Annotated in this window: 21 protein-coding genes and 2 pseudogenes; 10 read left to right on the top strand and 13 right to left on the bottom strand. The window is 71.9% G+C overall.

The features are described from left to right. Position 1: 1 nt before the first annotated feature. Positions 2-2,716, bottom strand: a complete 2,715-nt coding sequence (gene acnA, locus ACGH52_RS29580) for an aconitate hydratase AcnA (protein WP_076976793.1) — start codon at positions 2,714-2,716, stop codon at positions 2-4. A 305-nt stretch (positions 2,717-3,021) separates the two neighbouring features. On the opposite strand from acnA, the gene ACGH52_RS29575 reads away from it, so the two are divergent. Together ACGH52_RS29575 and ACGH52_RS29570 are read left to right on the top strand one after the other, a co-directional pair. After that, positions 3,022-3,219, top strand: a complete 198-nt coding sequence (locus ACGH52_RS29575) for a DUF4236 domain-containing protein (RefSeq protein WP_076976921.1) — start codon at positions 3,022-3,024, stop codon at positions 3,217-3,219. Between the two features lie 86 nt (positions 3,220-3,305). Then, a complete protein-coding gene (locus ACGH52_RS29570; protein ID WP_003972925.1) occupies positions 3,306-4,835 on the top strand; it encodes a UDP-N-acetylglucosamine 1-carboxyvinyltransferase in 1,530 nt (509 codons plus the stop codon). 151 nt (positions 4,836-4,986) lie between these two features. Here the strand turns inward: ACGH52_RS29570 and ACGH52_RS29565 are convergent, their stop codons facing one another. The 3 genes from ACGH52_RS29565 to ACGH52_RS29555 form a co-directional block, all read right to left on the bottom strand. Then, on the bottom strand, positions 4,987-5,505 hold the full coding sequence (locus ACGH52_RS29565; protein ID WP_399943686.1) for a transglycosylase SLT domain-containing protein: 519 nt from the start codon (positions 5,503-5,505) through the stop codon (positions 4,987-4,989). 660 nt (positions 5,506-6,165) lie between these two features. Continuing rightward, entirely contained in the window at positions 6,166-6,915 is a 750-nt protein-coding gene (locus ACGH52_RS29560) for an SDR family oxidoreductase (protein WP_121704281.1), read from the bottom strand. Positions 6,916-6,929: 14 nt separating this feature from the next. Further along, the gene (locus ACGH52_RS29555; RefSeq protein WP_210974552.1) at positions 6,930-7,679 is read right to left on the bottom strand and encodes an SDR family NAD(P)-dependent oxidoreductase; all 750 of its coding nucleotides are present in this window, start codon (positions 7,677-7,679) and stop codon (positions 6,930-6,932) included. Between the two features lie 118 nt (positions 7,680-7,797). On the opposite strand from ACGH52_RS29555, the gene ACGH52_RS29550 reads away from it, so the two are divergent. Further along, positions 7,798-8,397, top strand: a complete 600-nt coding sequence (locus ACGH52_RS29550; RefSeq protein ID WP_210974551.1) for a TetR/AcrR family transcriptional regulator — start codon at positions 7,798-7,800, stop codon at positions 8,395-8,397. Between the two features lie 81 nt (positions 8,398-8,478). Next, positions 8,479-9,267 (top strand): OBAP family protein, encoded by a 789-nt coding sequence (locus tag ACGH52_RS29545; RefSeq protein WP_399943682.1) that lies wholly within the window; start codon positions 8,479-8,481, stop codon positions 9,265-9,267. Between the two features lie 95 nt (positions 9,268-9,362). Here ACGH52_RS29545 and ACGH52_RS29540 read toward each other — a convergent pair. Next, positions 9,363-9,515, bottom strand: a pseudogene (locus ACGH52_RS29540) (cytochrome c biogenesis protein CcdA); the annotation flags it as partial. Between the two features lie 516 nt (positions 9,516-10,031). Here ACGH52_RS29540 and ACGH52_RS29535 point away from each other — a divergent pair. After that, on the top strand, positions 10,032-10,877 hold the full coding sequence (locus ACGH52_RS29535; RefSeq protein WP_121702451.1) for a hypothetical protein: 846 nt from the start codon (positions 10,032-10,034) through the stop codon (positions 10,875-10,877). Between the two features lie 98 nt (positions 10,878-10,975). Here the strand turns inward: ACGH52_RS29535 and ACGH52_RS29530 are convergent, their stop codons facing one another. After that, complete coding sequence (locus tag ACGH52_RS29530; protein WP_076976785.1) at positions 10,976-11,419, bottom strand: DUF6299 family protein; 444 nt, start codon at positions 11,417-11,419, stop codon at positions 10,976-10,978. A gap of 239 nt (positions 11,420-11,658) precedes the next feature. Between ACGH52_RS29530 and ACGH52_RS29525 the strand changes: the two genes are divergently transcribed. After that, positions 11,659-11,883: a DUF5999 family protein gene (locus tag ACGH52_RS29525; protein WP_076976784.1), complete on the top strand. Its 225-nt coding sequence runs from the start codon at positions 11,659-11,661 to the stop codon at positions 11,881-11,883. Between the two features lie 17 nt (positions 11,884-11,900). On the opposite strand, the gene ACGH52_RS29520 is transcribed toward ACGH52_RS29525, so the two are convergent. The 4 genes and pseudogenes from ACGH52_RS29520 to ACGH52_RS29505 form a co-directional block, all read right to left on the bottom strand. After that, positions 11,901-12,728 carry an alpha/beta fold hydrolase gene (locus tag ACGH52_RS29520; RefSeq protein ID WP_076976783.1) on the bottom strand — a complete coding sequence of 276 codons (828 nt, stop codon included), beginning with the start codon at positions 12,726-12,728 and terminating at the stop codon, positions 11,901-11,903. Between the two features lie 27 nt (positions 12,729-12,755). Continuing rightward, entirely contained in the window at positions 12,756-13,154 is a 399-nt protein-coding gene (locus tag ACGH52_RS29515) for a RidA family protein (protein WP_121702449.1), read from the bottom strand. After that, entirely contained in the window at positions 13,151-14,377 is a 1,227-nt protein-coding gene (locus ACGH52_RS29510) for an acyl-CoA dehydrogenase family protein (protein WP_399946908.1), read from the bottom strand. The genes ACGH52_RS29515 and ACGH52_RS29510 overlap by 4 nt, the downstream gene beginning before the upstream one ends. A gap of 18 nt (positions 14,378-14,395) precedes the next feature. Next, a pseudogene (locus ACGH52_RS29505) lies at positions 14,396-14,710 on the bottom strand (acyl-CoA dehydrogenase family protein); the annotation flags it as partial. Positions 14,711-14,832: 122 nt separating this feature from the next. Between ACGH52_RS29505 and ACGH52_RS29500 the strand changes: the two are divergent. The 3 genes from ACGH52_RS29500 (at position 14,833) to ACGH52_RS29490 (ending at position 18,365) form a co-directional block, all read left to right on the top strand. Next, on the top strand, positions 14,833-16,509 hold the full coding sequence (locus tag ACGH52_RS29500; protein ID WP_399943678.1) for an AMP-binding protein: 1,677 nt from the start codon (positions 14,833-14,835) through the stop codon (positions 16,507-16,509). A 15-nt stretch (positions 16,510-16,524) separates the two neighbouring features. Further along, positions 16,525-17,370: a PaaX family transcriptional regulator C-terminal domain-containing protein gene (locus tag ACGH52_RS29495; protein WP_399943675.1), complete on the top strand. Its 846-nt coding sequence runs from the start codon at positions 16,525-16,527 to the stop codon at positions 17,368-17,370. 83 nt (positions 17,371-17,453) lie between these two features. Continuing rightward, positions 17,454-18,365: a sulfotransferase gene (locus ACGH52_RS29490; protein ID WP_121702446.1), complete on the top strand. Its 912-nt coding sequence runs from the start codon at positions 17,454-17,456 to the stop codon at positions 18,363-18,365. On the opposite strand, the gene ACGH52_RS29485 is transcribed toward ACGH52_RS29490, so the two are convergent. Next, a complete protein-coding gene (locus tag ACGH52_RS29485) occupies positions 18,353-20,734 on the bottom strand; it encodes a bifunctional salicylyl-CoA 5-hydroxylase/oxidoreductase (protein WP_399943672.1) in 2,382 nt (793 codons plus the stop codon). The two genes, ACGH52_RS29490 and ACGH52_RS29485, sit on opposite strands and share 13 nt — an antisense overlap. A gap of 4 nt (positions 20,735-20,738) precedes the next feature. Then, entirely contained in the window at positions 20,739-21,566 is an 828-nt protein-coding gene (locus ACGH52_RS29480; RefSeq protein ID WP_121702444.1) for an enoyl-CoA hydratase family protein, read from the bottom strand. 175 nt (positions 21,567-21,741) lie between these two features. Between ACGH52_RS29480 and ACGH52_RS29475 the strand changes: the two genes are divergently transcribed. Next, positions 21,742-22,188, top strand: a complete 447-nt coding sequence (locus tag ACGH52_RS29475) for an ATP-binding protein (RefSeq protein WP_399943668.1) — start codon at positions 21,742-21,744, stop codon at positions 22,186-22,188. On the opposite strand, the gene ACGH52_RS29470 is transcribed toward ACGH52_RS29475, so the two are convergent. Continuing rightward, positions 22,142-23,596 (bottom strand): amino acid permease, encoded by a 1,455-nt coding sequence (locus tag ACGH52_RS29470; protein WP_399943665.1) that lies wholly within the window; start codon positions 23,594-23,596, stop codon positions 22,142-22,144. The two genes, ACGH52_RS29475 and ACGH52_RS29470, sit on opposite strands and share 47 nt — an antisense overlap. Positions 23,597-23,658 lie beyond the last annotated feature (62 nt).

Here is a 23,658-nt window from a genome sequence, read left to right as displayed (position 1 = left end):
CCTACTTGCGGATCAGGCTGCGCAGCACGTACTGCAGGATGCCGCCGTTGCGGTAGTAGTCCGCCTCACCGGGGGTGTCGATGCGGACGACCGCGTCGAACTCGACGCCGGTGTCGGTGGTGACCTTCACCGTGCGCGGGGTGGTGCCGTCGTTCAGCTCGGTCACGCCGGAGACGGAGAAGGACTCCTCGCCGGTCAGACCGAGGGAGGCCGCGGTCTGGCCCTCCGGGAACTGGAGCGGCAGGACGCCCATGCCGATGAGGTTCGAGCGGTGGATGCGCTCGTAGGACTCGGCGATGACGGCCTTGACGCCGAGGAGCGCGGTGCCCTTGGCGGCCCAGTCGCGGGACGAGCCGGAACCGTACTCCTTGCCCGCCAGGACGACGAGCGGGATGTTCTGCTCGATGTAGTTGCGGGAGGCGTCGTAGATGAACGACACCGGACCGCCGTCCTGGGTGAAGTCGCGGGTGTAGCCGCCCTCGGTGCCCGGCGCGATCTGGTTGCGCAGGCGGATGTTGGCGAAGGTGCCGCGGATCATGATCTCGTGGTTGCCGCGGCGCGAGCCGTAGCTGTTGAAGTCGCGGCGCTCGACGCCGTGCTCCGTCAGGTACTTGCCGGCCGGGGTGTCGGCCTTGATGGCGCCGGCGGGCGAGATGTGGTCCGTCGTCACCGAGTCGCCCAGCTTGGCGAGCACCCGGGCGCCGGAGATGTCCTCGACCGGGGCCGGGTCCATCTGCATGCCCTCGAAGTACGGGGGCTTGCGGACGTAGGTGGACTCGCTGTCCCACTCGAAGGTGTCGCCGGTCGGGATCGACAGCGCCTGCCATTGGGCGTCGCCCGCGAAGACGTCGCTGTAGGACTTGGAGAACATGTCCTCGCCGATGGTGTTGGCGACGACGTCGTTGACCTCGGCCTCGGTCGGCCAGATGTCCTTCAGGTAGACCGGGTTGCCGTCCTGGTCGGCGCCCAGGGCGTCCTTGGTGATGTCCACCTTCATGGAGCCCGCGAGCGCGTAGGCGACCACCAGCGGCGGGGACGCCAGGTAGTTCATCTTGACGTCGGGGTTGATCCGGCCCTCGAAGTTGCGGTTGCCGGAGAGGACCGAGGTGACCGCGAGGTCGTGGTCGTTGACGGCCTTGGAGACCTCGTCCGGCAGCGGGCCGGAGTTGCCGATGCAAGTGGTGCAGCCGTAGCCGACGAGGTTGAAGCCGACCTTGTCGAGGTAGGGGGTCAGGCCCGCCTTCTCGAAGTAGTCGGTGACGACCTTGGAGCCCGGGGCGAGGGTGGTCTTGACCCACGGCTTGCGGGTCAGGCCCTTCTCGACCGCCTTCTTGGCCACCAGGGCGGCGGCGACCATGACGTACGGGTTGGAGGTGTTGGTGCAGGAGGTGATGGCCGCGACCGTCACCGCACCGTGGTCCAGCTCGTAGGTGGTGCCGTCGGGGGCGGTGACCGGGACCGGGTTGGACGGCACGCCGTTGGTGACGGCGGGGGCGTCGGAGGCCGGGAAGGACTCCTGGCCCGCCTCGTCCACGCTGTCGACGTAGTTGCGCACGTCCTGCTTGAACTGCTCGGCGGCGTTGGCGAGGACGATGCGGTCCTGCGGGCGCTTCGGGCCGGCGATGGAGGGGACGACCGTGGAGAGGTCCAGCTCCAGCTTCTCGGAGAAGTCCGGCTCGGCCTTCGGGTCCAGCCAGAGGCCCTGCTGCTTGGCGTACGCCTCGACGAGGGCGACCTGCTGGTCGCTGCGGCCGGTCAGGCGCATGTAGTTCAGCGTCTCGTCGTCGATCGGGAAGATCGCGGCGGTGGAGCCGAACTCCGGGGACATGTTGCCGATGGTGGCGCGGTTGGCCAGCGACGTGGCGGCCACGCCCTCGCCGTAGAACTCGACGAACTTGCCGACGACGCCGTGCTTGCGCAGCATCTCGGTGATCGTGAGGACGAGGTCGGTGGCGGTGGTGCCGGGGGTCAGCTCACCGGTGAGCTTGAAGCCGACGACGCGCGGGATCAGCATGGAGACCGGCTGGCCGAGCATCGCGGCCTCGGCCTCGATGCCGCCGACGCCCCAGCCGAGGACGCCGAGGCCGTTGACCATGGTGGTGTGCGAGTCGGTGCCGACCAGGGTGTCGGGGTACGCCTTGCCGTCGCGGGTCATGACGACGCGGGCCAGGTGCTCGATGTTCACCTGGTGGACGATGCCGGTGCCGGGCGGGACGACCTTGAACTCGTCGAAGGCGGTCTGGCCCCAGCGCAGGAACTGGTAGCGCTCCTTGTTGCGGCCGTACTCCAGGTCGACGTTCTGCTTGAAGGCGTCGTTGGTGCCGAACTTGTCGGCGATGACGGAGTGGTCGATGACCAGCTCGGCCGGGGCTAGCGGGTTGATCTTCGCCGCGTCGCCGCCCAGCTCCTTGACGGCCTCACGCATGGTGGCGAGGTCGACGACGCAGGGCACACCGGTGAAGTCCTGCATGATCACGCGGGCCGGCGTGAACTGGATCTCCTGCGACGGCTGGGCCTGCGAGTCCCAGCCGCCGAGGGCGCGGATGTGGTCGGCGGTGATGTTCGCGCCGTCCTCGGTGCGGAGGAGGTTCTCCAGCAGCACCTTCAGGCTGTAGGGAAGGCGCGCGGAGCCCTCGACCTTGTCCAGCCGGAAGATCTCGTAAGACTCGTCGCCCACCTGCAGTGTGCTGCGGGCGTCGAAGCTGTTCGCCGACACGACAGTCTCCTTCATTCATGTGCGCGTACCACCGCATCCTGCCGCCACGCCCCCTGGCCGATCCGCTAAGGTAAGGCTAAGTTAGGTAACCCTTACCGCCAGACCGGACAGCGGCGTGTGGCTGCGGCACGCCTCGGCAGATATCTCGATGTCGAGATAACTCTAGTACATGGGGGCGACCCGGTCATGTCCGGGCGCCGTGTGGCGTGCGCCCCATCCCGGGTGACCCGCGCGGCCATCAGTACGCCGAACGGGGGTATCCGATGCGTGCCGGACCGACCCGGCACGACTTGGAAGGGGGCACGATGCCGCTCACGTTCCGCAAGAGCTTCCGGATCCTCCCCGGAGTGCGGCTGAACATCAACAAACGTTCCTGGTCCATCACCACCGGAGGCAGGAACGGCCCGCGCCACACCCGCAGCAGCACCGGACGTCGTACGACATCGATGGATTTGCCGGGACCTTTCGGATGGCGTCGTACGACGACGAGCAGGCGCCGCTGAGCCGCCACCTGGGGTTTCTTGACGTCGCGTCACCCGAACAGACCCCCCGAGAGGCGCGATCTCATATCTGAGATAGCCTCAACCTCATGGCAGACGACTACCTCGTACGCATCGGCAGGCTCATCCGTGACGCCCGGCAGCACCGCGGCTGGACGCAGTCACAGCTTGCGGAGGCGCTCAACACCAGTCAGAGCGCCGTCAACCGGATCGAGCGCGGCAACCAGAACATCAGCCTTGAGATGATCGCCCGGATCGGCGAAGCGCTGGACAGCGAGATCGTCTCCCTGGGCTACGCGGGTCCGATGCACCTGCGCGTGGTCGGCGGCCGTCGCCTGTCCGGCGCCATCGACGTGAAGACCAGCAAGAACGCCTGCGTGGCCCTGCTGTGCGCCTCGCTGCTCAACAAGGGGCGCACGGTGCTGCGCCGGGTCGCCCGCATCGAGGAGGTCTACCGCCTCCTGGAGGTGCTCAACTCCATCGGCGTGCGCACCCGCTGGATCAACGACGGCACCGACCTGGAGATCGTGCCGCCGGCCGAGCTGGACATGGAGGCCATCGACGCCGAGGCCGCCGTCCGCACCCGCTCCATCATCATGTTCCTCGGCCCGCTGCTGCACCGCATGGAGCGCTTCCGGCTGCCCTACGCCGGTGGCTGCGACCTCGGCACCCGGACCATCGAGCCGCACATGATCGCGCTGCGCCGCTTCGGCCTGGACGTCGCCGCGACCGAGGGCCACTACCACGCGGTGGTCGACCGCCAGGTGCGCCCGGACCGCCCCATCGTCCTGACCGAGCGCGGCGACACGGTGACGGAGAACGCCCTCCTGGCCGCCGCCCGCCACGACGGCGTCACCGTCATCCGCAACGCCTCGTCCAACTACATGGTCCAGGACCTCTGCTTCTTCCTCGAAGCCCTGGGCGTCCGCGTCGAGGGCATCGGCACCACCACCCTCACCGTCCACGGCATGCCGGTCATCGACGCCGACGTGGACTACTCCCCCTCCGAGGACCCGGTAGAGGCGATGAGCCTTCTCGCCGCCGCCGTGGTCACCGAGTCGGAGCTGACGGTCCGCCGGGTCCCGATCGAGTTCCTGGAGATCGAGCTGGCGGTCCTGGAGGAGATGGGCCTCGACCACGACCGCACCCCGGAGTACTTCGCCGACAACGGCCGCACCCGCCTGGTGGACCTCACCGTCCGGCCGTCGAAGCTGGAGGCGCCCATCGACAAGATCCACCCCATGCCCTTCCCGGGCCTGAACATCGACAACGTCCCCTTCTTCGCGGCCATCGCGGCCTCGGCCCAGGGCCAGACCCTCATCCACGACTGGGTCTACGACAACCGCGCCATCTACCTCACCGACCTGAACCGCCTCGGCGGCCGCCTCCAGCTCCTGGACCCGCACCGCGTCCTGGTCGAGGGCCCCACCCGCTGGCGCGCCGCCGAGATGATGTGCCCGCCCGCCCTGCGCCCCGCCGTGGTCGTCCTGCTGGCGATGATGGCCGCCGAGGGCACGTCGGTGCTGCGCAACGTGTACGTCATCAACCGCGGCTACGAGGACCTCGCCGAGCGGCTGAACTCGATCGGGGCGCAGATCGAGATCTTCCGGGACATCTGAAAGGTTCCGGAGACCGGGACGCCCGGGGCGCGACGCAGGCGGGGCCGGAAGGACGTGTCGTCCTTCCGGCCCCGCCGTGCTGCCTGGGCCCCGCCGGCCTCCGCGTGGGACCGGTCGTCCCGGGGGCTCAGGCGGTCGGTGGGTCCGCCGGTCAGTAGGCGGAGTCGACGTTGTCCATGGAGCCGTACTTGTCGGCCGCGTAGTTGCAGGCGGCGACGATGTTGGCGACCGGGTCGGTGATGGAGTCCTTCGTGCCCTTGACGTGGTAGGCGTCGAAGGTGGGCTGGATCGTCTGGAGCAGGCCCTTCGAAGGGATGCCGTTCTGGGCGTTGACGTCCCAGTTGTTCTGCGCGTGCGGGTTGCCGGACGACTCGCGCATGATGTTGCGGTGCAGGCCCTCGTAGGTGCCCGGGATGTTCTTCGCGTCCATGACGTCCAGGGCGGTACGGATCCAGCCGTCGAGGTCGTCGCCGTGCTTCTTCTCGCCGGCCTTGACGATGGCCTTGATCTTGTCGGTCTGGGCCTGGGTCTGCGCGGTGGAGGCCTTGGCCGGCTCGGCGGCGTGTGCCGGGCTCGGGGCGAGGGTGAGAGTGACGGCGGCGGCGCCCGCGGCGGCGAGGGAGGCCACGGCGGACTTGCGGATGCTGGTGCGGCGCAGGATGGCGTGCATGGGTGTACCTCTCCATTCGGGAACGTGATGGGGAGGCCGACGGGGGGTCGGCGACGCGGTGTCCGCGTTGGACGCGGCTTCGCGTCATCAGGGCCGGTGTCTGGATCACGGACGGGCTCTTCCCGTCCGGTCCCGGCGCTCGGCTCCCCGGTACGCCGAACACACTGCGGAACGCCCGGGCGCCGCGACAAGTGTGTGACCTACTACGCCGCTTCGCAGACCGGCCGCCTGACTCGCCCGGACGGCCGACGATTGCACGGGCGAGCGCCGTCGGGCGTCTACTAACCGCGACCCCGTGTGACGTGGGCCCTGTGCGCGCCCTCACAGACCCGGTCACCCGGCGGCCGCCTCTCGTCACCCTGCGGAGACGGGTACCTCACTCGACGAAACGGCGCAGTCACCTTTCGGGGTCGTCCGGAAGGCCGGCGTCCCGGTACCGGGCGAGGTGCCGCACGAGGACGCGCGTGACGGGGGTGTGTCAGCCGGTACGCGCGGAACTCCGCGCCCGGCGCGACCGGGGACGCGCTTCAGCGGGACCGCGCGCCGAGGTCCGTGAGCAGGTCGTTCAACACCGTTTCCTCCTCGCCCCGGACACCGCACTCGGCGTGGTCTCTTCCCTCGCTGTCAGACCAATGGCCCCGCCGAGCCCTGAATGATCGGTCAGTAGGCGAGTTGCCCGATGCCTCCGTCGACCCGCAGTACGGTGCCCGCGGTGTAGGCGGATTCGTCCGAGGCGAGGTAGACCGCTGCCTTGGCCAGTTCGGTGGCGGTGCCCAGGCGGTGGAGGGGCACGGTCTGGCGGAGTTCCTCGTAGAGGGCGGCCTGGCGCTCGGGGCCGAGGGGCACGAACGCGTTGGTGATCGTGGGACCGGGGCTCAGTCCGTTGACGCGGATGCCGCGGTCCTTCAGCTCATGGGTCAGCCCGCGCGTGTAGGAGAGCAGGCCCGCCTTGGCCGCGCCGTAGACCGTCGCGTTCTCGTGTCCGATGTACGCGGAGACCGAGCCGACGAGGATGACCGAGGACTGCTGCGAGAAGAGCGGCAGCAGGTCCCTGATCAGGAAGAAGGGCGCCTTGAGATTGGTCGCGAGGAGCCTGTCGAACGCCTCCTCGGTCCATGCCTCGATCGGGAGGTGGGTGACGTCGGCTGCGTTGCTCATCAGGATGTCGAGCTTTGGCCATTCCTCCCGGAGCCGTGCCGCGAGCGTCGCCTGGCCGGGTACGTCGCCGGCGTCACTGACCATGGTCAGCAGCGGGCCGTCCAGCTGCCGTGCCGCGGCGTCCAGCTTTTCCTGAGAGCGGCCGGTGATGGCGACCGTGGCTCCCTCGGCGAGGAACTCGCGGGCCGTTTCCAGGCCGATGCCGCTCGTACCCCCGGTGATCAGCGCGTGCTTTCCCGTAAGACGATCCATTGTTCTCTTCCTCCTCAGATCGCGGTGCGGCCGCCGTCGGCGGCCACGATCGCCCCGGTCATGTAACTGGCCCTGTCACTGGCGAGGAAGGCGATCACGCGGGCCACCTCGGTCGGGTCGGAGGTGCGCTTGAGTGCGGTGGTCAGGCCCATGCCGCCCATGTCCGGTCCCATCGCCGCGACCACCTTCGAGGTGCGCATCGGGCCCGGCGCGACGGCGTTGACCCGCACGTTCGACTCGGCGAACTCCGCCGCCCAGGTACGGGTCAGCGATTCCAGCGCCGCTTTGGTGGCTCCGTACACGGCCATGCCCGGCATGCCGAGGCCGGCCGCGGTGGAGCTGACGTTGACGATGCTGCCGCCGCTTCCCGCCGCCATCTTCTCCGCCAGCAGGGCGGTGAGGAGGAACGGGGCGCGCACGTTGACCGCGAAGGCGGCGTCATAACTCGCCGCATCCTGCCCGACGGTCGGCGCGAGAGTCATGACGCTCGCGTTGTTGACCAGGATGTCGACGGCACCGGCCTCCGCCGCCAGCCGGCGCACGTCCGCCACGTCGGACAGATCGGCGGCGACGAAACGCACCCTCCCGGCGGACTCGCCGCCGGCTGCGCCGAGGTCTTCCACGACCTTCGCGCCGCGCTGTGGATCGGTGCCGGTCAGGATCAGGTCGGCGCCGCCTGCGGCCAGCACCCTGGCTGTCGCGTGCCCGAGACCGCCGATCGCGCCGGACCCGGTGACCAGCGCCGTCTTGCCTGCGAATTCCATTGCCCCGCCCTTCGTGCCGGCCGGTGACCGACCGACTTCTGTGCATGCGTTCAAGAAGTGCCGCAACGGAAGCTACGACTTCTTGAACGTCCAGTCAAGAAGTCGTAGGATCGGGCACGTGGCACGAACCGGACGCCCCCGCGAGTTCAACAAGGCACAGACGCTGGAGCGCGCACTCGAACTGTTCTGGTCCCGGGGATACGGGGCGACGTCGATCCAGGACCTGGTCGACGCGCTGGCCGTCGAACGCGGCAGCCTCTACGGCGCGTTCGGCGACAAGCGCCGCTTCTACCTCGAAGCCGTCAGGCTCTACTGGGAGGTGTACGAGCGGCACCTGACCGCCGCGCTCGACACCAGCCCGCTCCTGCCCGCCCTGCGCGAGATCCTGACCCATCCCGTGCGGCTGGACGAACTGATCTCCGACATGGGGACGCCGCAGGGCTGCCTGGTCGGCAACACGACCGCCGAACTCGTCCCCCAGGACGGCGAGGCCACGGAGATCGTCAGCCGCTCCTACCGCCGGTTCACCGACATCGTCACCGACGCGCTGCGCCGCGCGCAGGCTGCCGGAGAGGTCACGCCCACCCGCCCTCCCGAAGACCAGGCGCAACTCCTGCTCTATCTCGTGCAGGGGCTCTCGCTCGTATCGAGGGCGGGGCTCGACAGGACGGCGGCCCTGGCGGCGGTCGACACGGCACTGGACGGTCTGCGGGCGTGACCGGGCGGCCGTCTCGCCGATGTCGCGGAGCACCGGGGCGCTGCCCGGTTACGGCCACCCCGCGCGGGGGACTCGCCGCCCATGACACTCGCACAGCGCGCGCACCGCTCACGCGGCCCCGGCCGGGGCCCGGCCGCGAGCATCGGCATCGGTGTCGCGGCGGGACTGACGACCGCGGTCGGCCTTCTGTTCGGCCGCAAGGTGGCCACGATCAGCAAGGTCGGCAAGGGGCACCCGGTCAAGCACCGCGCCCTCGACCTGGCGGCCGGTGCCCTGCAGCCGAAGTATCCGCTCGACGCGATGAGCACGTACCTCAACGGCTTCCACATGTACGCCGACGACATGGGGCGGCAGGTGGAGGCCACGCACTTCTGCATCCATCTCCGGCACGACCTGCACCAGTGCGTGATCTTCGACCGCAACGCACCCGATGCCCGTCTGATCGGCATCGAGTACATCATCAGCGAGGAACGCTTCCGCGGCCTGCCCGAGGACGAGAAGCGGCTGTGGCACAGCCACCACTACGAGGTCAAGTCCGGCAGCCTCACCGCCCCCGGCATCCCTGACCTGGCCGAACACGCCTACTTCGAGGACCTCGTGACCACGTACGGGAAGACCTTCCACACGTGGCAGTACGACCGCGACGACTTCCCGTACGGCATCCCTCAACTGATGATGGGCTTCACCGAGGACGGCCAGGCGTCGGACGAGATGATCCGGGCCCGGGACGACAGGCTCGGCCTCTCGACCTCCCGCAAACGGGAGAACCGGTCGGACATCCCCGTGCCGGACGTGGCACCCGGCGCCAACGCCTGGGAAAGCGGCCGGACCGTGCAGACCCGCGTCGAGGAGGTCGACTTCAAGCGCTGACCGCTCGGCGGAGTCACTCGCGCACGGCCGGTTCCCCGTCCGAGGGTGGTGATGGTACGTGCCGTCGGCCGGACGGGCGGAGCAGCACCAGCAGGGCGGCCGACGCGGCCACCCCGGCCAGTGCGGCCCAGGTCGAACCGGTCCCGGAGCAGCGCCAGTACGAACATCGTGACCGCCATCCCCAGCGCGTGGACGGTGAGCAGCACCCCGCCGTGCAGGGGGTCGCCGTCCACGGCCGCCACGGTCACTCGCTCGCGTGCTTGGTCACCCAGGGGGCGGCCTTCCGATCGGACACCCGATCGGACACATTTCGCAGGATCACCCGGACGCGCCACCGAACGTCGTTTCTTCGCCCGTTCGCACCACACCCCGGCGCTTTTCGTACCGGGCAACGACCGAACCGGTGTGAATTCGGGATTGGGTAAGTATCGCAGAAATCGTTCACTCGACTGCCGCGCATCCGACGGAGTAGGCAGACGTTACTTCGGATATGACCGAGGAACACGGGGAATTGACGGCGCTTGGCCCGTACACCTATAGGCCCGGCAGAGATCACTGTCCGTCACCGAGTGACGGGACTCTGACCAGAGGCGGCCACCCCGTCCCGCTCCGGGTGACCGAACCCGTCCTGCAGCGCTTCCTGGACGTCATGACCGAGTTGGAGACCGGCCTCGCCGAGCGGTGGGGCCGTGCGCAGGGCTCCTTGACGTACACCCGGGCGGAGTGACCGGCACCTCGTGTACGACGAACACACGCACCCGAACATGCCGTACGGCGAAGGGCCGTTCCGCACCACGGGCACCGGCCGGCACCGGGCGTCCGAGGCGGCCTTCCCGGAGACCCTGGTACCGCCCGAACCCGGCTGGGACCCCGCCGAGGAACTCGCGTTCCTGCTCCAGGACGCGATGGAGACCCGGACCGGCCCCCCTTCCGCGACGGACGCCTCGGCACTCGCACCCGCCGCGGGCACACCGCTGAGCAATCTGCAGGAGATCACGGCCGAGCTGCCCCCGTTGAGGGAGTCCCCGACGAGTCATCGCAGGGTCCGCAGAGGGAGAAAGGTGAGCCGGCTGCGCGCCGCGAGCCTGTTCGTCGCCGCGCTCGCCGCGGTCATCGCGGCCTCGGTGAGCCTGTTCGGCGGCATGGTGGCCTACGAACCGTTGCGCCTGGCCGCCGTGACCCGCACCCGCGGCAGCGTCGTGTCCTGGTGGCCGCTGCTGGTCTACGGGCCCTGGCTGGTGGCGTCGCTGGCGGTGCTGCGGTCGGCGCTGCACCAGCGCCGCGCCGTGCACTCCTGGGCCGTCGTCCTGCTGTTCTCGGCCATCGCGATGCTGCTGTGCGTCGCGCAGGCGCCCAGAACCGTCAGCGACGCCGCGGCGGCCGCCCTGCCCGGCCTGGCCTCGCTGGTCTGCTTCCAGCAGGTCGTCAGGCAGATCACACTCACCCGTCCGCCCCGGCGCGCGGTGCCGCGCCACCGGCAACGCGCCGCGGTCACTCCGGGTGACGACCCGTCGGGCAATACGACTACTGATCCGGTGTCGCTTCCGCAGCAGCGGCAGAATCCCGTGCGTCCACCGAGGCCCGGCACGGGCCCCGGGAAACGCACCTGACCCGGAGCGGAACAGGGCGGCCGAATCAGGCGAATCAGGTTTCCATTCCCTTCGGAGGATGCGCGCGGAAAAGGGAATGCGGAATTCATCGCCCGAGGTCAGCCCGCCGCCAGTGTCACGTCCTGTCCCTGCCGGGCGTGGAAGCTCGGGAGCGGCACGATGCCCATGGGGCGCAGCTCCATCAGGGTGGCCTCGACGTGGGCCGCGCCGGGCTTGAGGACGACCGTGTCGGGGGTGCCGGTGTTGACCCAGCGGTGCTCCAGGCCGTCGCAGACCGCGCGGGTGCCGCCGACGCCGTACCGGACGGACGGGTCGCTCTGGCTCACGGTGGAGCTGACGAAGACCGGGCCGGTGCCACCCGTGCAGCGGTAGGTGCCGGAGAGGGTGATGCTGCCGTCGGCGGCGATGCGGCCGGTCGGGTCGACGGTCACCGACTCCGCGACGAGGCGGGCGTCGTGGGGCGCGGCCGTGGCGACGGGCGCGGCGAGCAGGAGCAGGGCGGCGCCGGCGGCCGTGGCGAGTGCGGCGGACCGTACGGGCATGGGAACCTCCCGGTAGTTCGGAATGAGGGGTTCCACTGGTACCGGGCGGAGGGGCCGACGGCAGTGACCGTCACCCCTTCGGTGGCGAGTCCGCGTCGGCCGTCGTGGAACCGTCGCCGGCTTGTCCGGGTGTTGTCACGTCTGCCGCCCGGGTCTTGGCGACGACTTCCCGGCGGGCGCACCGTCTGTACATGCGACGGTCCCGAGGACGGGACGGTCTCCCGACGTGGAGGTGCGCCATGTGTACCCACCGGTCTTCCTGCCCCGCGGCCGACTCCCCCGAGGCGCGCGTCGTCACCGCGCGCCTCGCCACCGCGCACGTCGTCGCCGCCCACCCGGAGCAGGGGTGGAACCTGCTGTGCGACGGCACGATCGTCTTCGACGACACCGGCGAGCTGCTCCCCGACGGCCGTGTGGTCGCCCCGTGCCGGGTGCCCGCCGGGAGTCTGGTGATGGCCGCCTGAAACCGTCCGGTACCGACTCAGTTCTTCTCGGCGACGAACTCCCGCAGCAGGGAGGCGAGCAGCTCCGGCTGGTCCTCGGGGATCAGCGTCCGGGTGTCCTCGACCTCCACCAGCCGCCCCCGCGGGAGGAGTTCGGCCAGGCGTCGGCCGTGGGCGCGGGGCATCATCAGGTCCTCGGTGGCCCAGACGACGAGGGCGGGCCGGTCGAACCTCCGCAGGCCCTGGGCGGCTTCGAGCAGTTCGTCGCGGCGGACGTGCGTGCCGTAGTGGCGGAAGTCGCGCCGGATCGCCGGGTCGGTGCGCAGCGGGCGCAGCCAGCCGTCGACGACCGCGTCCGGCACGGGCCGCTTGGTGAGGGCGCCGATGCCGACCGGGAGGCGGCGCAGCGGCTTGAGGCCGAGGGTGCGCACCAGCAGGGACACGCCGCCGGGGGCCCGGCAGGCGATGCCGATCAGCTTCCCGGGCAGACCCGGCGGGTAGTTGTCGAACGCCTCGCACGCGACGAGCGCGAGCCGCGCGAGCCGCTCCGGGTGCCGGGCGGCCACCGTCTGGGCCCGTCCGCAGTCGTTCTCGACGAGGGTGACGTCGGTCAGGTCGAGGCGGTCGAGGAACTCGGCGATCAGCTCGTTGACCAGGTCGGGGGTGGGTGGCCGGCGCATCGGGCGGCGGTGGGCGCCGTAGGGCAGGGTCGGCGCGATCACCCGGTGGTCGGTGCGGAGGTCGGCGAGGACCCCGCGCCAGACGGTGGAGTCGTGGACGAGGCCGTGGAGGAGGACGACGACCGGGCCGTCGCCGCCGGTGTCCTCGTACTCGATGGTTCCCGCGCTCAGTTCGATGTCCGGCATGCCGGAATGGTAGGGGCCGCGGGCGGCTTACGGCAGTACGGCGAACCCGTCCAGTTCCACCAACGCCCTTTCGTCCCAGAGCCGTACGACCTCCACGACCGCCATCGCCGGGTAGTCGCGGCCGGCCAGCTCGCGCCAGGTGCGGCCGAGTTCGGCGGCGTGGGCGCGGTAGGCGGCGACGTCGGTGGCGTAGACGGTGACGCGGGCGAGGTCGGCGGGCGTGCCCCCGGCCGCGCGCAGGGCGGTGAGGAGGTTGGTGAGGGCCTGCTCGAACTGGGCGGGGAGGGTGTCGCCGGTGACCTTGCCGCCGGGGTCGAGGGCGGTCTGCCCGGCCAGGAACACGACGCGGGTGCCGGTGGCGACGACGGCGTGGGAGAAACCGGTGGGCGGGGAGAGTTCGGGCGGGTTGACCCGTTCGGCGGTCATGCTCCGGCCTCCTTCGTCGTCGCGTCCGGCGTGCGGTACAGCTCCTTGGCGATGATGCCGCGCTGCACCTCGCTCGCGCCCTCGTAGATGCGCGGGGCGCGCACCTCGCGGTAGAGGTGTTCGAGGAGGTGGCCGCGGCGCAGGGCGCGGGCGCCGTGCAGTTGGACGGCCTTGTCGACGACGTACTGGGCGGTCTCGGTGGCGAGGAGTTTCGCCATGGCGGCGCGCCGGGGGACGTCCGGCGCGCCCGCGTCGTACGCCGTCGCCGCCGCGTACACCATCAGCCGGGCCGCCTCGGTGCGCAGGGCCATCTCGGCGACCTGGTGGGAGACGGCCTGGAGGTCGCGCAGCTTGCCGCCGAAGGCGTCGCGGGCGGTGGTGTGCGCGAGGGTCGCGTCCAGGGCGGCCTGTGCCATGCCGACGGCGAAGGCGCCGACGCTGGGGCGGAACAGGTTGAGGGTGTCCATGGCGACGCGGAAACCGCGGTCCGGTTCGCCGAGCACGTCGTCCGCGGTGACGGGCACGGCGTCGAGGGCGAGGGCGCCGATGGGGTGCGGCGAGAGCATGTCGAGCGGGGTGCCGCTGAGGCCGGGGCGGTCGGCGGGCACGAGGAAGGCGGTGACGCCCCGGGCTCCGGCGCCGGGGGTGGTGCGGGCGAAGACGGTGTAGAAGTCGGCCTCGGGGGCGTTGGAGATCCAGCACTTCTCGCCGGTCAGCCGCCAGGCGGAGGGCCCGTCGGCGTCGGCGGCCAGGGCTGCGGGGACCGCCGCGGCCCGCCCCGCGTCGGCGCGGCCCGCTTCCGGTGCGGAGGCCCCGCCCCCGGCACCTCGCCCGGCGTCGCGCGCCCCGGCAGCTCCGGCGGACGGCCCGCCGTGGCGGGCGGCGGCAGCTCCGGCGTCCGGTGCCGCGCCGTCCGGGCGGTGGGACTGGCGGGCGTTGGACCACCCGGCGTCCCGGGCCCCGGCCTCCCCGGCGGAGGCGCGCTCGCGGCCGCGGTCCCCGGGCCGCGCGGCGGCGGGTCGTAGGCCGTCGTCGGCTGCGGCCCGGCCGTCGGCCGGCCGCGCGGTGTCACGGGCGCCGGACCGCTGGGCACCGTTCCGCCCGTCGTCGCGGAGGTCGGTCCGCCCGGCGTCCGGGGCCGCTCCGGCCTCCGGTTCCGCCCGCAGGGAGAGTGCCGCCGCGTCCGAGCCCGCGTCGGGCTCGCTGAGGGCGAAGGCGGCCACCGCGGTGCCTTCGCTCACGCGGGGGAGCCAGCGGGCGCGCTGGGCCTCGGTGCCGTGGGCGTGCACGGGGTGGGCGCCCAGGCCCTGGAGGGCGAGGGCGGTCTCGGCCTCCGTGCAGGCGTGGGCGAGGGACTCGCGCATCAGGCACAGGTCGAGCGCGCCCGAGGTGAACAGGCGGGGCAGCAGGCCGAGGGCGCCCAGTTCGGCGACCAGGGCGCGGTTGACGCGGCCCGGTTCGCCCTTCTCCGCGAGCGGGCGCAGCCGTTCGGCGGCGAGGGCGCGCAGCTCGTCGCACCAGGTGAGTTGTGCCGGTTCGAGCGAGAATGCGGTCATCGCCGATCCCTTCCCCCGACTGCCGCCGGGCCACGATCGAGGTTATCGCGCCCCGTTGACTGCCGTCACCAACACGATACGCTCGTTGCGCGAGCCCACCACGACAAAGGGGGCGAACCGCCATGGCCGATGCGCGCCGCGCGGACCCGCACCGCTCCGCCCACGTCGACACCTTCGCGCGCGACCACCTGCCGCCCCCCGAGCAGTGGCCCGAGCTCCTCTTCGACCTGCCCGGGCTGCGCTACCCGGCGCGGCTGAACTGCGCGGCCGAGCTGCTCACCGGCCCGCCCGACGACCGCCCGGTCTTCCGCACCGCGTCCGGGGAGACCTGGACGTACGGCGACCTGCGGGACCGCGTCGACCGGATCGCCCATGTGCTCACCGGGGACCTCGGTGTCGTCCCGGGCAACCGGGTGCTGCTGCGCGGCCCCACCACCCCGTGGCTGGCGGCCTGCTGGCTGGCGGTGCTGAAGGCGGGCGCGGTGGCGGTCACGGTGCTGGCCCAGCAGCGTCCGCACGAACTGCGGGCGATCTGCGAGATCGCGCGGGTGCGGCACGCCCTGTGCGACGTCCGGGCCGTCGACGACCTCGCCAAGGCGGAGATCGCCGGTCTGGCCGTCACCACGTACGGCGGGGACTCGCCGGACGACCTGGGACCCCGTACGACGTCCGGCGGGGCGCCCGGTACGCCGTACCGGGCCGTCGACACCGCCGCGGACGACGTGGCGCTGATCGCGTTCACCTCCGGCACCACCGGGCGGCCCAAGGGCTGCATGCACTTCCACCGCGATGTGCTGGCGATCGCCGACACCTTCTCCGAGCACGTGCTCGGGCCGCGCCCGGACGACCTCTTCGCGGGCAGCCCGCCGCTCGGCTTCACCTTCGGGCTCGGCGGCCTCGTGGTCTTCCCGATGCGGGCCGGGGCGAGCGCCCTGCTGCTGGAACAGGCGGGCCCCGGGCAGCTGTTGCCGGCCGTCGCCGAACACCGGGTGTCGGTGCTGTTCACCGCGCCGACGGCGTACCGCGCGATGCTCGACGAGCTGGACGGGTACGACGTGAGCAGCCTCCGCCGCTGCGTCTCGGCGGGCGAGAACCTGCCCGCGGCCACCTGGCGGGCCTGGCACGAGCGCACCGGGCTGCGGATCATCAACGGCATCGGCGCCACCGAGCTGCTGCACATCTTCGTGTCCGCGGCGGACGGCGACATCAGGCCCGGTACGACGGGCGTCCCGGTGCCGGGGTGGCACGCGCGCGTGCAGGACGAGAACGGCGCGCCCGTCCCCGACGGGGAGCCCGGGCTGCTGGCGGTGCGCGGGCCGGTGGGCTGCCGGTACCTGGCCGATCCGCGCCAGCGGGAGTACGTGCGCGACGGCTGGAACATCACCGGGGACACCTACGTCCGCGAGCCCGACGGGTACTTCCGTTACGTGGCACGCGCCGACGACATGATCATCTCCGCCGGGTACAACATCGCCGGTCCCGAGGTGGAGGACGCGCTGCTGCGGCATCCGGACGTGGTGGAGGCGGCGGTGGTGGGCCGTCCCGACCCGCGCCGGGGGCAGGTCGTGGTGGCGCACGCGGTGCTGCGGGAGGGTGCCGTGCGGGACGCGGACGCGCTGCGCGCGTTCCTGCGGTCGGAGCTGGCGCCGTACAAGTGCCCGCGGGAGATCGTCTTCCTGGACGCGCTGCCGCGCACGGCGACCGGCAAGCTCCAGCGCTACCGCCTCCTCGACCCGTCCGGACCGCGCTCCGCCGCCGGTCCCGGTGCTCGTCCGGATCCCCTGGGCGGCCGGGCCTGACGCCGAAGACATAAGATGATCAACGTGTCCGACCAGCACGTACAGCACGCACCGAGGTCCCTCATCGTCACGCTCTACGGCGCGTACGGCCGTTTCGCGCCGGGCCCGGTGCCCGTCGCCGAGCTGATCCGGCTGCTGGCGGCCGTCGGTGTGGACGCGCCCTCCGTGCGCTCGTCGGTGTCCCGGCTGAAGCGGCGCGGGCTGCTGCGGCCGGCCCGTACGACCGAGGGCGCGGCCGGTTACGAACTCTCCGCCGAGGCCCGTCAGTTGCTGGACGACGGAGACCGGCGCGTCTACGCCACCGCACCCCACGGCGACGAGGGCTGGGTGCTCGCCGTGTTCTCCGTGCCCGAGTCGGAGCGCCAGAAGCGGCACGTCCTGCGCTCGCGCCTGGCCGGTCTCGGCTTCGGCACCGCGGCCCCCGGCGTGTGGATCGCCCCGGCCCGCCTGTACGCGGAGACCCGGCACACCCTGGGCCGCCTCGGCCTGGACACCTACGTGGACTTCTTCCGCGGTGAGCACCTGGGCTTCGCCCCGACCGCCGAGGCGGTGACCCGCTGGTGGGACCTGGCCGCGATCGCCAAGGAGCACGAGGCGTTCCTCGACCGCCACGCGCGCGTGCTGCACGACTGGGAGCGCCGCACGGACACGCCGCCCGAGGAGGCCTACCGCGACTACCTCCTCGCCCTGGACTCCTGGCGCCACCTGCCCTACACGGACCCCGGGCTGCCCGCCCGGCTGCTGCCCGACGGCTGGCCCGGCACGCGCTCGGCGGCCGTCTTCCTGGCGCTGCACGAGCGGCTGCGGGACGCGGGCGCGCAGTTCGCGGCGATGGGACCGGTCACACCCACTGGAAAGTGAGTCACGCCACACTCCGGCGGGATCAGTGAACCCTCAGGCTCCTCAGACCCTCTTCTCAGGTTTCCCACCTACCGTGCGGACGCATGAGTCTCGCACGCAACTTGAACCGGGCCCTCACCGTGACCACCGGCCTCCAGGTACGCAGAGCACCCCAGGCGGCGAAGGGGAGTCCGAAGGGGAAGCCGGGGAAGAGGTCCGCCGCCGTGCGGCCCGCGGCGCGGCAGGCGGCCGCGTACCGATGTCCGCCGGCCGAGGAGCTGCCGACCGAACGGCTGCTGCGACGGCCCGTCTTCATCATCTCGTCCATCCGGTCCGGCTCCACCCTGCTGCGCATGATGCTGGGCGCCCACCCGCGGCTGCACGCCCCGCACGAGCTGCACATCGGCCGGCTGGAGGTCACCTGCGCCAACTGGTTCTCCGAGCGCGCGATGGACGCCCTCGGCCTGCGCCGCGGCGACCTGGAGCACCTGCTGTGGGACCGCGTCCTGCACCGCGAACTCACCAGGTCCGGCAAGGACTTCGTGGTCGAGAAGACACCGGCCAACGTGTACATGTACCAGCGCCTCAAGGACTGCTGGCCCGACGCGCGCTTCGTCTTCCTGCTGCGCCATCCCGTGTCGACAGCCCGCTCCTGGCACGAGACCGACCCCGTCAGGCGGCCGCTCGGCACGGCCGTCACGGACGTGCTGCGCTATCTGACGGCCGTCGAGGAGGCCCGGACGGCGGACGCCGACGGCTTCACCGTGCGCTACGAGGACATCACCGACGACCCCGGGCGCGAGATGCGCCGGCTGTGCGCGTACCTCGACGTCGACTACGCGCCGGACATGCTGAACTACGGCCGGAAGAGCGACGCCGAGCTGGTCCGGGGGCTGGGCGACTGGCGCGAGAACATCCGCACCGGCACCGTGCAGCCGGGACGCGCGCTGCCCGGTCGGGACGAGATCCCCGAGCGACTGCGGCCGATGTGCGCGGCCTGGGGCTACACGTCCTGACGCGGACCGTGCAGCGTGAGCCTCGGCTTGGGGGCGTCGGTGCGCCCGGTGCGCGGTGGGCGGCTGCCCGCCCGGTACGGCGCGGGCCAGCGGGCGCCCGGCCCGTCGTACCCCTGCTCGGCGGCGGCGTGCAGGGTCCAGTGCGGGTCGTAGAGGTGGGGGCGGGCGAGGGCGCACAGGTCGGTGCGTCCGGCCAGGATCAGCGAGTTGACGTCGTCCCAGGAGGAGATCGCGCCGACCGCGATCACCGGGACGCCCGCCTCGTGCCGGATGCGGTCCGCGTACGGCGTCTGGTACGACCGCCCGAACTCCGGCCGTTCACCGGCGACGACCTGGCCCGTGGACACGTCGATGGCGTCGGCGCCGTGCGCGGCGAAGGCACGGGCGATCTCCACCGCCTCCTCGGCGCTCGTGCCGCCCTCGGCCCAGTCGGTGGCGGAGATCCGTACGGTCATGGGCCGCTCACTGGGCCACACCTCGCGTACGGCGTCGAAGACCTCCAGCGGGAAGCGCAGCCGCCGCTCCGGTGAGCCGCCGTAGGCGTCGGTGCGGCGGTTGGTGAGCGGGGAGAGGAAGCCGGAGAGCAGGTAGCCGTGGGCGCAGTGCAGTTCGAGCAGGTCGAACCCGGCCCCGGCGGCCCTGACGGCGGCGGACCTGAACTGCTCGCGTACGTCCGTCAGTTGCGCCCGGGACAGCTCGCGCGGGACCTGGCCGCCGGGCCGGTACGGCAGCGGGGACGGCGCCACGAGGGGCCAGTTGCCGTCGGGCAGCGGTTCGTCCATGCCCTCCCACATCAGCCGGGTCGAGCCCTTGCGGCCGCTGTGGCCCAACTGCACGCCGATCGCGGTGCCGGGCGCGCTGTCGTGCACGAAGTCGGTGATCCGCCGCCACGCCTCACCCTGGCGGCCGGTGTAGAGGCCCGCGCAGCCGGGGGTGATGCGGCCCTCCGCGCTGACGCACACCATCTCGGTCATCACCAGGGCTGCGCCGCCCAGGGCCCGGGCGCCGAGGTGGACCAGGTGGAAGTCGCCGGGGACGCCGTCGGCGGCGGAGTACATGTCCATCGGGGAGACGACGACGCGGTTGCGCAAGGTCAGCCCGCGCAGCCGGAACGGGGTGAACATCGGGGGCGTGCCGGGCGGGCAGCCGAACTCGCGCTCCACCGCGCCGGTGAAGTCCCCGTCGCGCAGCCGCAGGTTCTCGTGGGTGACCCGGCGGCTGCGGGTGAGCAGGTTGAAGGCGAACTGGCGGGGCGGTTGGTCGAGGTACCGGTCCAGGTCCTCGAACCATTCCAGGCTGGCCCTGGCCGCCCGCTGGGTGGAGGCGACGACGGGACGCCGCTCTTCCTCGTAGGCGCCGAGCGCCGCCTGGAGGGTGGGCTGCTCCTCCAGGCAGGCGGCGAGCGCGAGGGCGTCCTCGACGGCGAGCTTGGTGCCGGAGCCGATGGAGAAGTGGGCGGTGTGGGCGGCGTCGCCGAGGAGGACGACGTTGCCGTGCGACCAGCGTTCGTTGACGACCGTGCGGAAGGTGATCCACGCCGACTTGTTGGAGCGCAGCGGCCGGCCGCCGAGCGCGTCGGCGAAGATCTTGGCGCAGCGGGCGGTGGACTCCTTCTCGTCGAGTTCGTCGAAACCGGCCGCTCGCCAGACCTCCTCGCGCATCTCGACGATGACGGTGGACGCGTCCGGCGCGTAGGGGTAGCCGTGCAGTTGCATCACGCCGTGCTCGGTCTCGGCGATCTCGAAGCGGAACGCGTCGAAGGCGAAGTCGGCGGCGAGCCAGATGTAACGGCAGCGGTGCGGGGTGAGGCGCGGCCGGAAGGCGTCGCGGTACGCCTCGCGGGTGGTGCTGTGCACTCCGTCGGCGGCGACGACGAGGTCGTGGGTCCGCGCGAGCCGGTCCGGGGGTGGTGCCTCGGTGCGGAAGCGGAGGTCCACGCCGAGGTCGCGGCAGCGCTCGTGCAGGATTTCCAGGAGGCGGCGGCGGCCGAGGGCGGCGAAGCGGTGTCCTCCGGAGGTGTGGCGGGTGCCTCGGTGGACGATGTCGATGTCGTCCCAGCGGACGAAGTGCGTTTTGAGGGCCTCGTAGACGAGCGGGTCGGCGTGTTCGATGCCGCCGAGGGTTTCGTCGGAGAGGACTACGCCGAAGCCGAAGGTGTCGTCGGGGGCGGCTCGTTCGTAGACGGTGATGTCGCGGGTGGGGGCGAGGCGTTTGAGGAGGGCGGCGGTGTAGAGGCCGCCGGGGCCTCCGCCGAGGATCGCTACGCGGTGGGGGCGGTCCGGGTTGTCGCGCGACTGCGGGTGCGTCGTGGCTGGTCGCGCAGTTCCCCGCGCCCCTGGGTCGGCTGCACTTCCCCGGGACTGAAACATCCCGCTACCTCCCTTGCCACTTCGGGGGGCGCTTCTCCGTGAAGGATGCGTGGAATTCGGCGTAGTCCTCGCCGGTCATCAGCAGGGCCTGGGTCGAGGCGTCCAGTTCCACCGCTGCGGCGAGCGGCATGTCCAGTTCGGCGGTGAGGAGGGCCTTGGTCTGGGCGTACGCCAGGGCAGGTCCGTCGGCCAGGTGGTGGGCCAGGGTGTGGGCGGCCTCGTCGGCGCGGCCCTCCTCGGTCAGTTCGCTGATCAGGCCGATGCGCTCGGCCTCGGGCGCCCGGACCGCGTCGCCCAGCATCAGGAGGCGGGTCGCGTGGCCGAGGCCGACGACGCGGGGCAGCAGGTAGGCGGCGCCCATGTCGCCGCCGGAGAGGCCGACGCGGGTGAAGAGGAAGGCGAAGCGGGCGGACGGGTCGGCGACGCGGAAGTCGGCGGCCAGGGCGAGGACCGCGCCCGCCCCGGCGGCGACCCCGTGCAGCGCGGCGATGACCGGGAACGGGCACTCCCGTACCGCCCGCACCACCTGGCCCGTCATCCGGTTGAAGTCGAGCAGCCGGGCGGTGTCCATGGACAGGGTGGCGCCGATGATCTCGTCCACGTCGCCGCCGGAGCAGAAGCCGCGCCCCTCGCCGGCCAGCACCAGGGCCCGTACGGACCGCGTGCGGGACAGTTCGGCGAGCAGGTCGCGCAGGTCGGCGTAGGCCTCGAAGGTGAGCGCGTTGAGCTTGTCGGGGCGGGCGAGGGTGACGGTGGCGACGCCGTCGGTGATCTCGACCCGCAGGTGCCGCCAGTCGGGGGTGGGGGCGGCGGAGCCGGTGAAGGGACTCATGACACTCGAAGTTATCACCCATCTGTGACTGTCGTCACGGGTGCGCGATAAGACGCGACGAGCGGGGGCCGAAGGTCCCGGGGGCGCCCGTCGAAGGGCTCTGCCGGGCGGCGCCGTACCATTCATAAGGTTGAAAGCAGGACAGGACGCCCCTGCTCCACGAAACGGACCCGCCGTGCACGATCACTCCCCCGCTCCCGCCTCCTGGCGCATCGCACTGCCGCACTCCGCCGCGGCCGTGCCGGTGGCGCGTGCCCTGGTGCGCAACGCCCTGGCCGAGCTGGAGCACACGGCCGACTGCGACACCGCGGAGCTGCTCACGGCCGAGCTGGTCGCCAACGCGGTGGAGCACACGCCGGTCGGCCCGACGCCGATCGAGCTGGTGGTGGAGCTGCGGCCGACCGGCTGCCAGGTGGAGGTGCATGACCCGGACCCGTCGCCGCCTGCCGACCTCACCCGGCCGGACGTGGAGCCGCCCGACCCGTGGCGCGAGGACGGGCGCGGCCTGCTCCTGATCCGCGCCCTCAGCTCGTCCTGCGGTCACCGGCCCACCGGGGCGGGCAAGGCGGTCTGGTTCAGGCTTCCTCCTGCGGTACCCGCTCAGCGTCGTCCCGCGGAGTGACGGGGGCGCCCCCGGCCCCGGCCAGGCGGGAGTGCCGGCGCCCGTAGGCGGTGTAGACCAGCAGGCCCACCGCGAGGAACACCGCGAACTGGAGCCAGGTGGCGCCGCCCGTCTCGTACATCAGGTAGAGGCAGAAGCCGACCCCGAGCAGGGGTGTCGCCGGGTACAGCGGGACGCGGAAGGTGCGGGCGAGGCCCGGTTCGCGGCGGCGCAGGGCGATCACCGAGATGTTGACGGCGGCCATCGTGGCGAGGGTGCCGATGGTGCACAGGTTGACCACCGCGTCCAGCGGGGCGAAGGCGGCCGGGAGGGCGAAGACCACGCCGACGATCAGGGTGCCGGCGACGGGGGTGGCGGTGCGCGGGGAGACCTTCTCGAAGACCCGGGGGATCAGTCCGTCCCGGGACATCGACATCAGGATACGGGTCTGGCCGTACATCACGGCGAGCACCACCGAGGCGATGGCGACGACCGCGCCGAAGGCGACCACGCCGCCGCCGATCGCGGAGCCGGTGACCTCGTCGACGACGTAGGAGAGCGCGGCGGGCCGGTCGCCGACCTGGTCGCCGCCGACGGCGCCGATCGCGGCGACGGCGACCGCGCAGTACAGCAGGGTGACCAGGCCGATGCAGACCAGGATCGCGACGGGGATGTCCCGGCGCGGGTTCTTGGCCTCCTCGCCTGCCGTGGTGATGGCGTCGAAGCCGATGTAGGAGAAGAAGGCGGCGGTGGTGCCGGCGCCGATGCCGCCGAGACCGGCCGGGGAGAACGGGGTGAGGTTGCCGTCCTGGAAGGCGTAGAAGCCGATGGCGCAGAAGGCGAGCAGGACGGCCAGCTTGAGGACGGCCATGGCGGCCGTGGCGCGGGCGCTCTCCCGCACCCCGCGCACCAGCAGGACGCAGGCCAGGGCGATGACGATGACCGCGGGCAGGTTGACGGCGCCGCCGTCGCCGGGGCCCGCGGACAGGGCGTGCGGGAGCTGGACGCCCAGGACGCTGTCGAGCAGTTCGTTGACGTACTGGCTCCAGCCGACCGCGACCGCGGAGACCGACACGCCGTACTCCAGGAGCAGGCACCAGCCGACGAGGAACGCGGTCCGCTCCCCGAGCCCGGCGTAGGCGAAGGAGTACGAGGAGCCGGAGACCGGGATCGCGCCGCCCAGCTCGGCGAAGGCGAACGCGGTGAACACGCAGGTGATCGCGGCGAGGACGAAGGAGACGACGACGGCCGGACCGGCCTCGGCGACGGAGTCGGACAGGCCGACGAAGATGCCGGTGCCGACGATCGCGCCGACGCCGAAGCAGACGAGCTGGAACAGCCCCATCGTGCGCTTCAGGCCGTGGCCTTCGCGGTCGGCGCCGGATTCGGCGACCAGGAGGTGGGGGGATTTGACGCGGGAAGCGGGCATTGCGGGTGGTGCTCGTTTCTGGTGGTGCGGGGCGCGGGGGTGGTCGCGCGGGCGGCGCCGGA

The sequence above is a fragment of the Streptomyces sp. BBFR25 genome (genome assembly GCF_044590125.1).
In the GTDB taxonomy this organism is placed as follows: domain Bacteria; phylum Actinomycetota; class Actinomycetes; order Streptomycetales; family Streptomycetaceae; genus Streptomyces; species Streptomyces canus_D.
The sequence above is the reverse complement of the archived record's forward strand: the minus strand, read 5'-3'. Positions and strand labels throughout refer to the sequence as shown.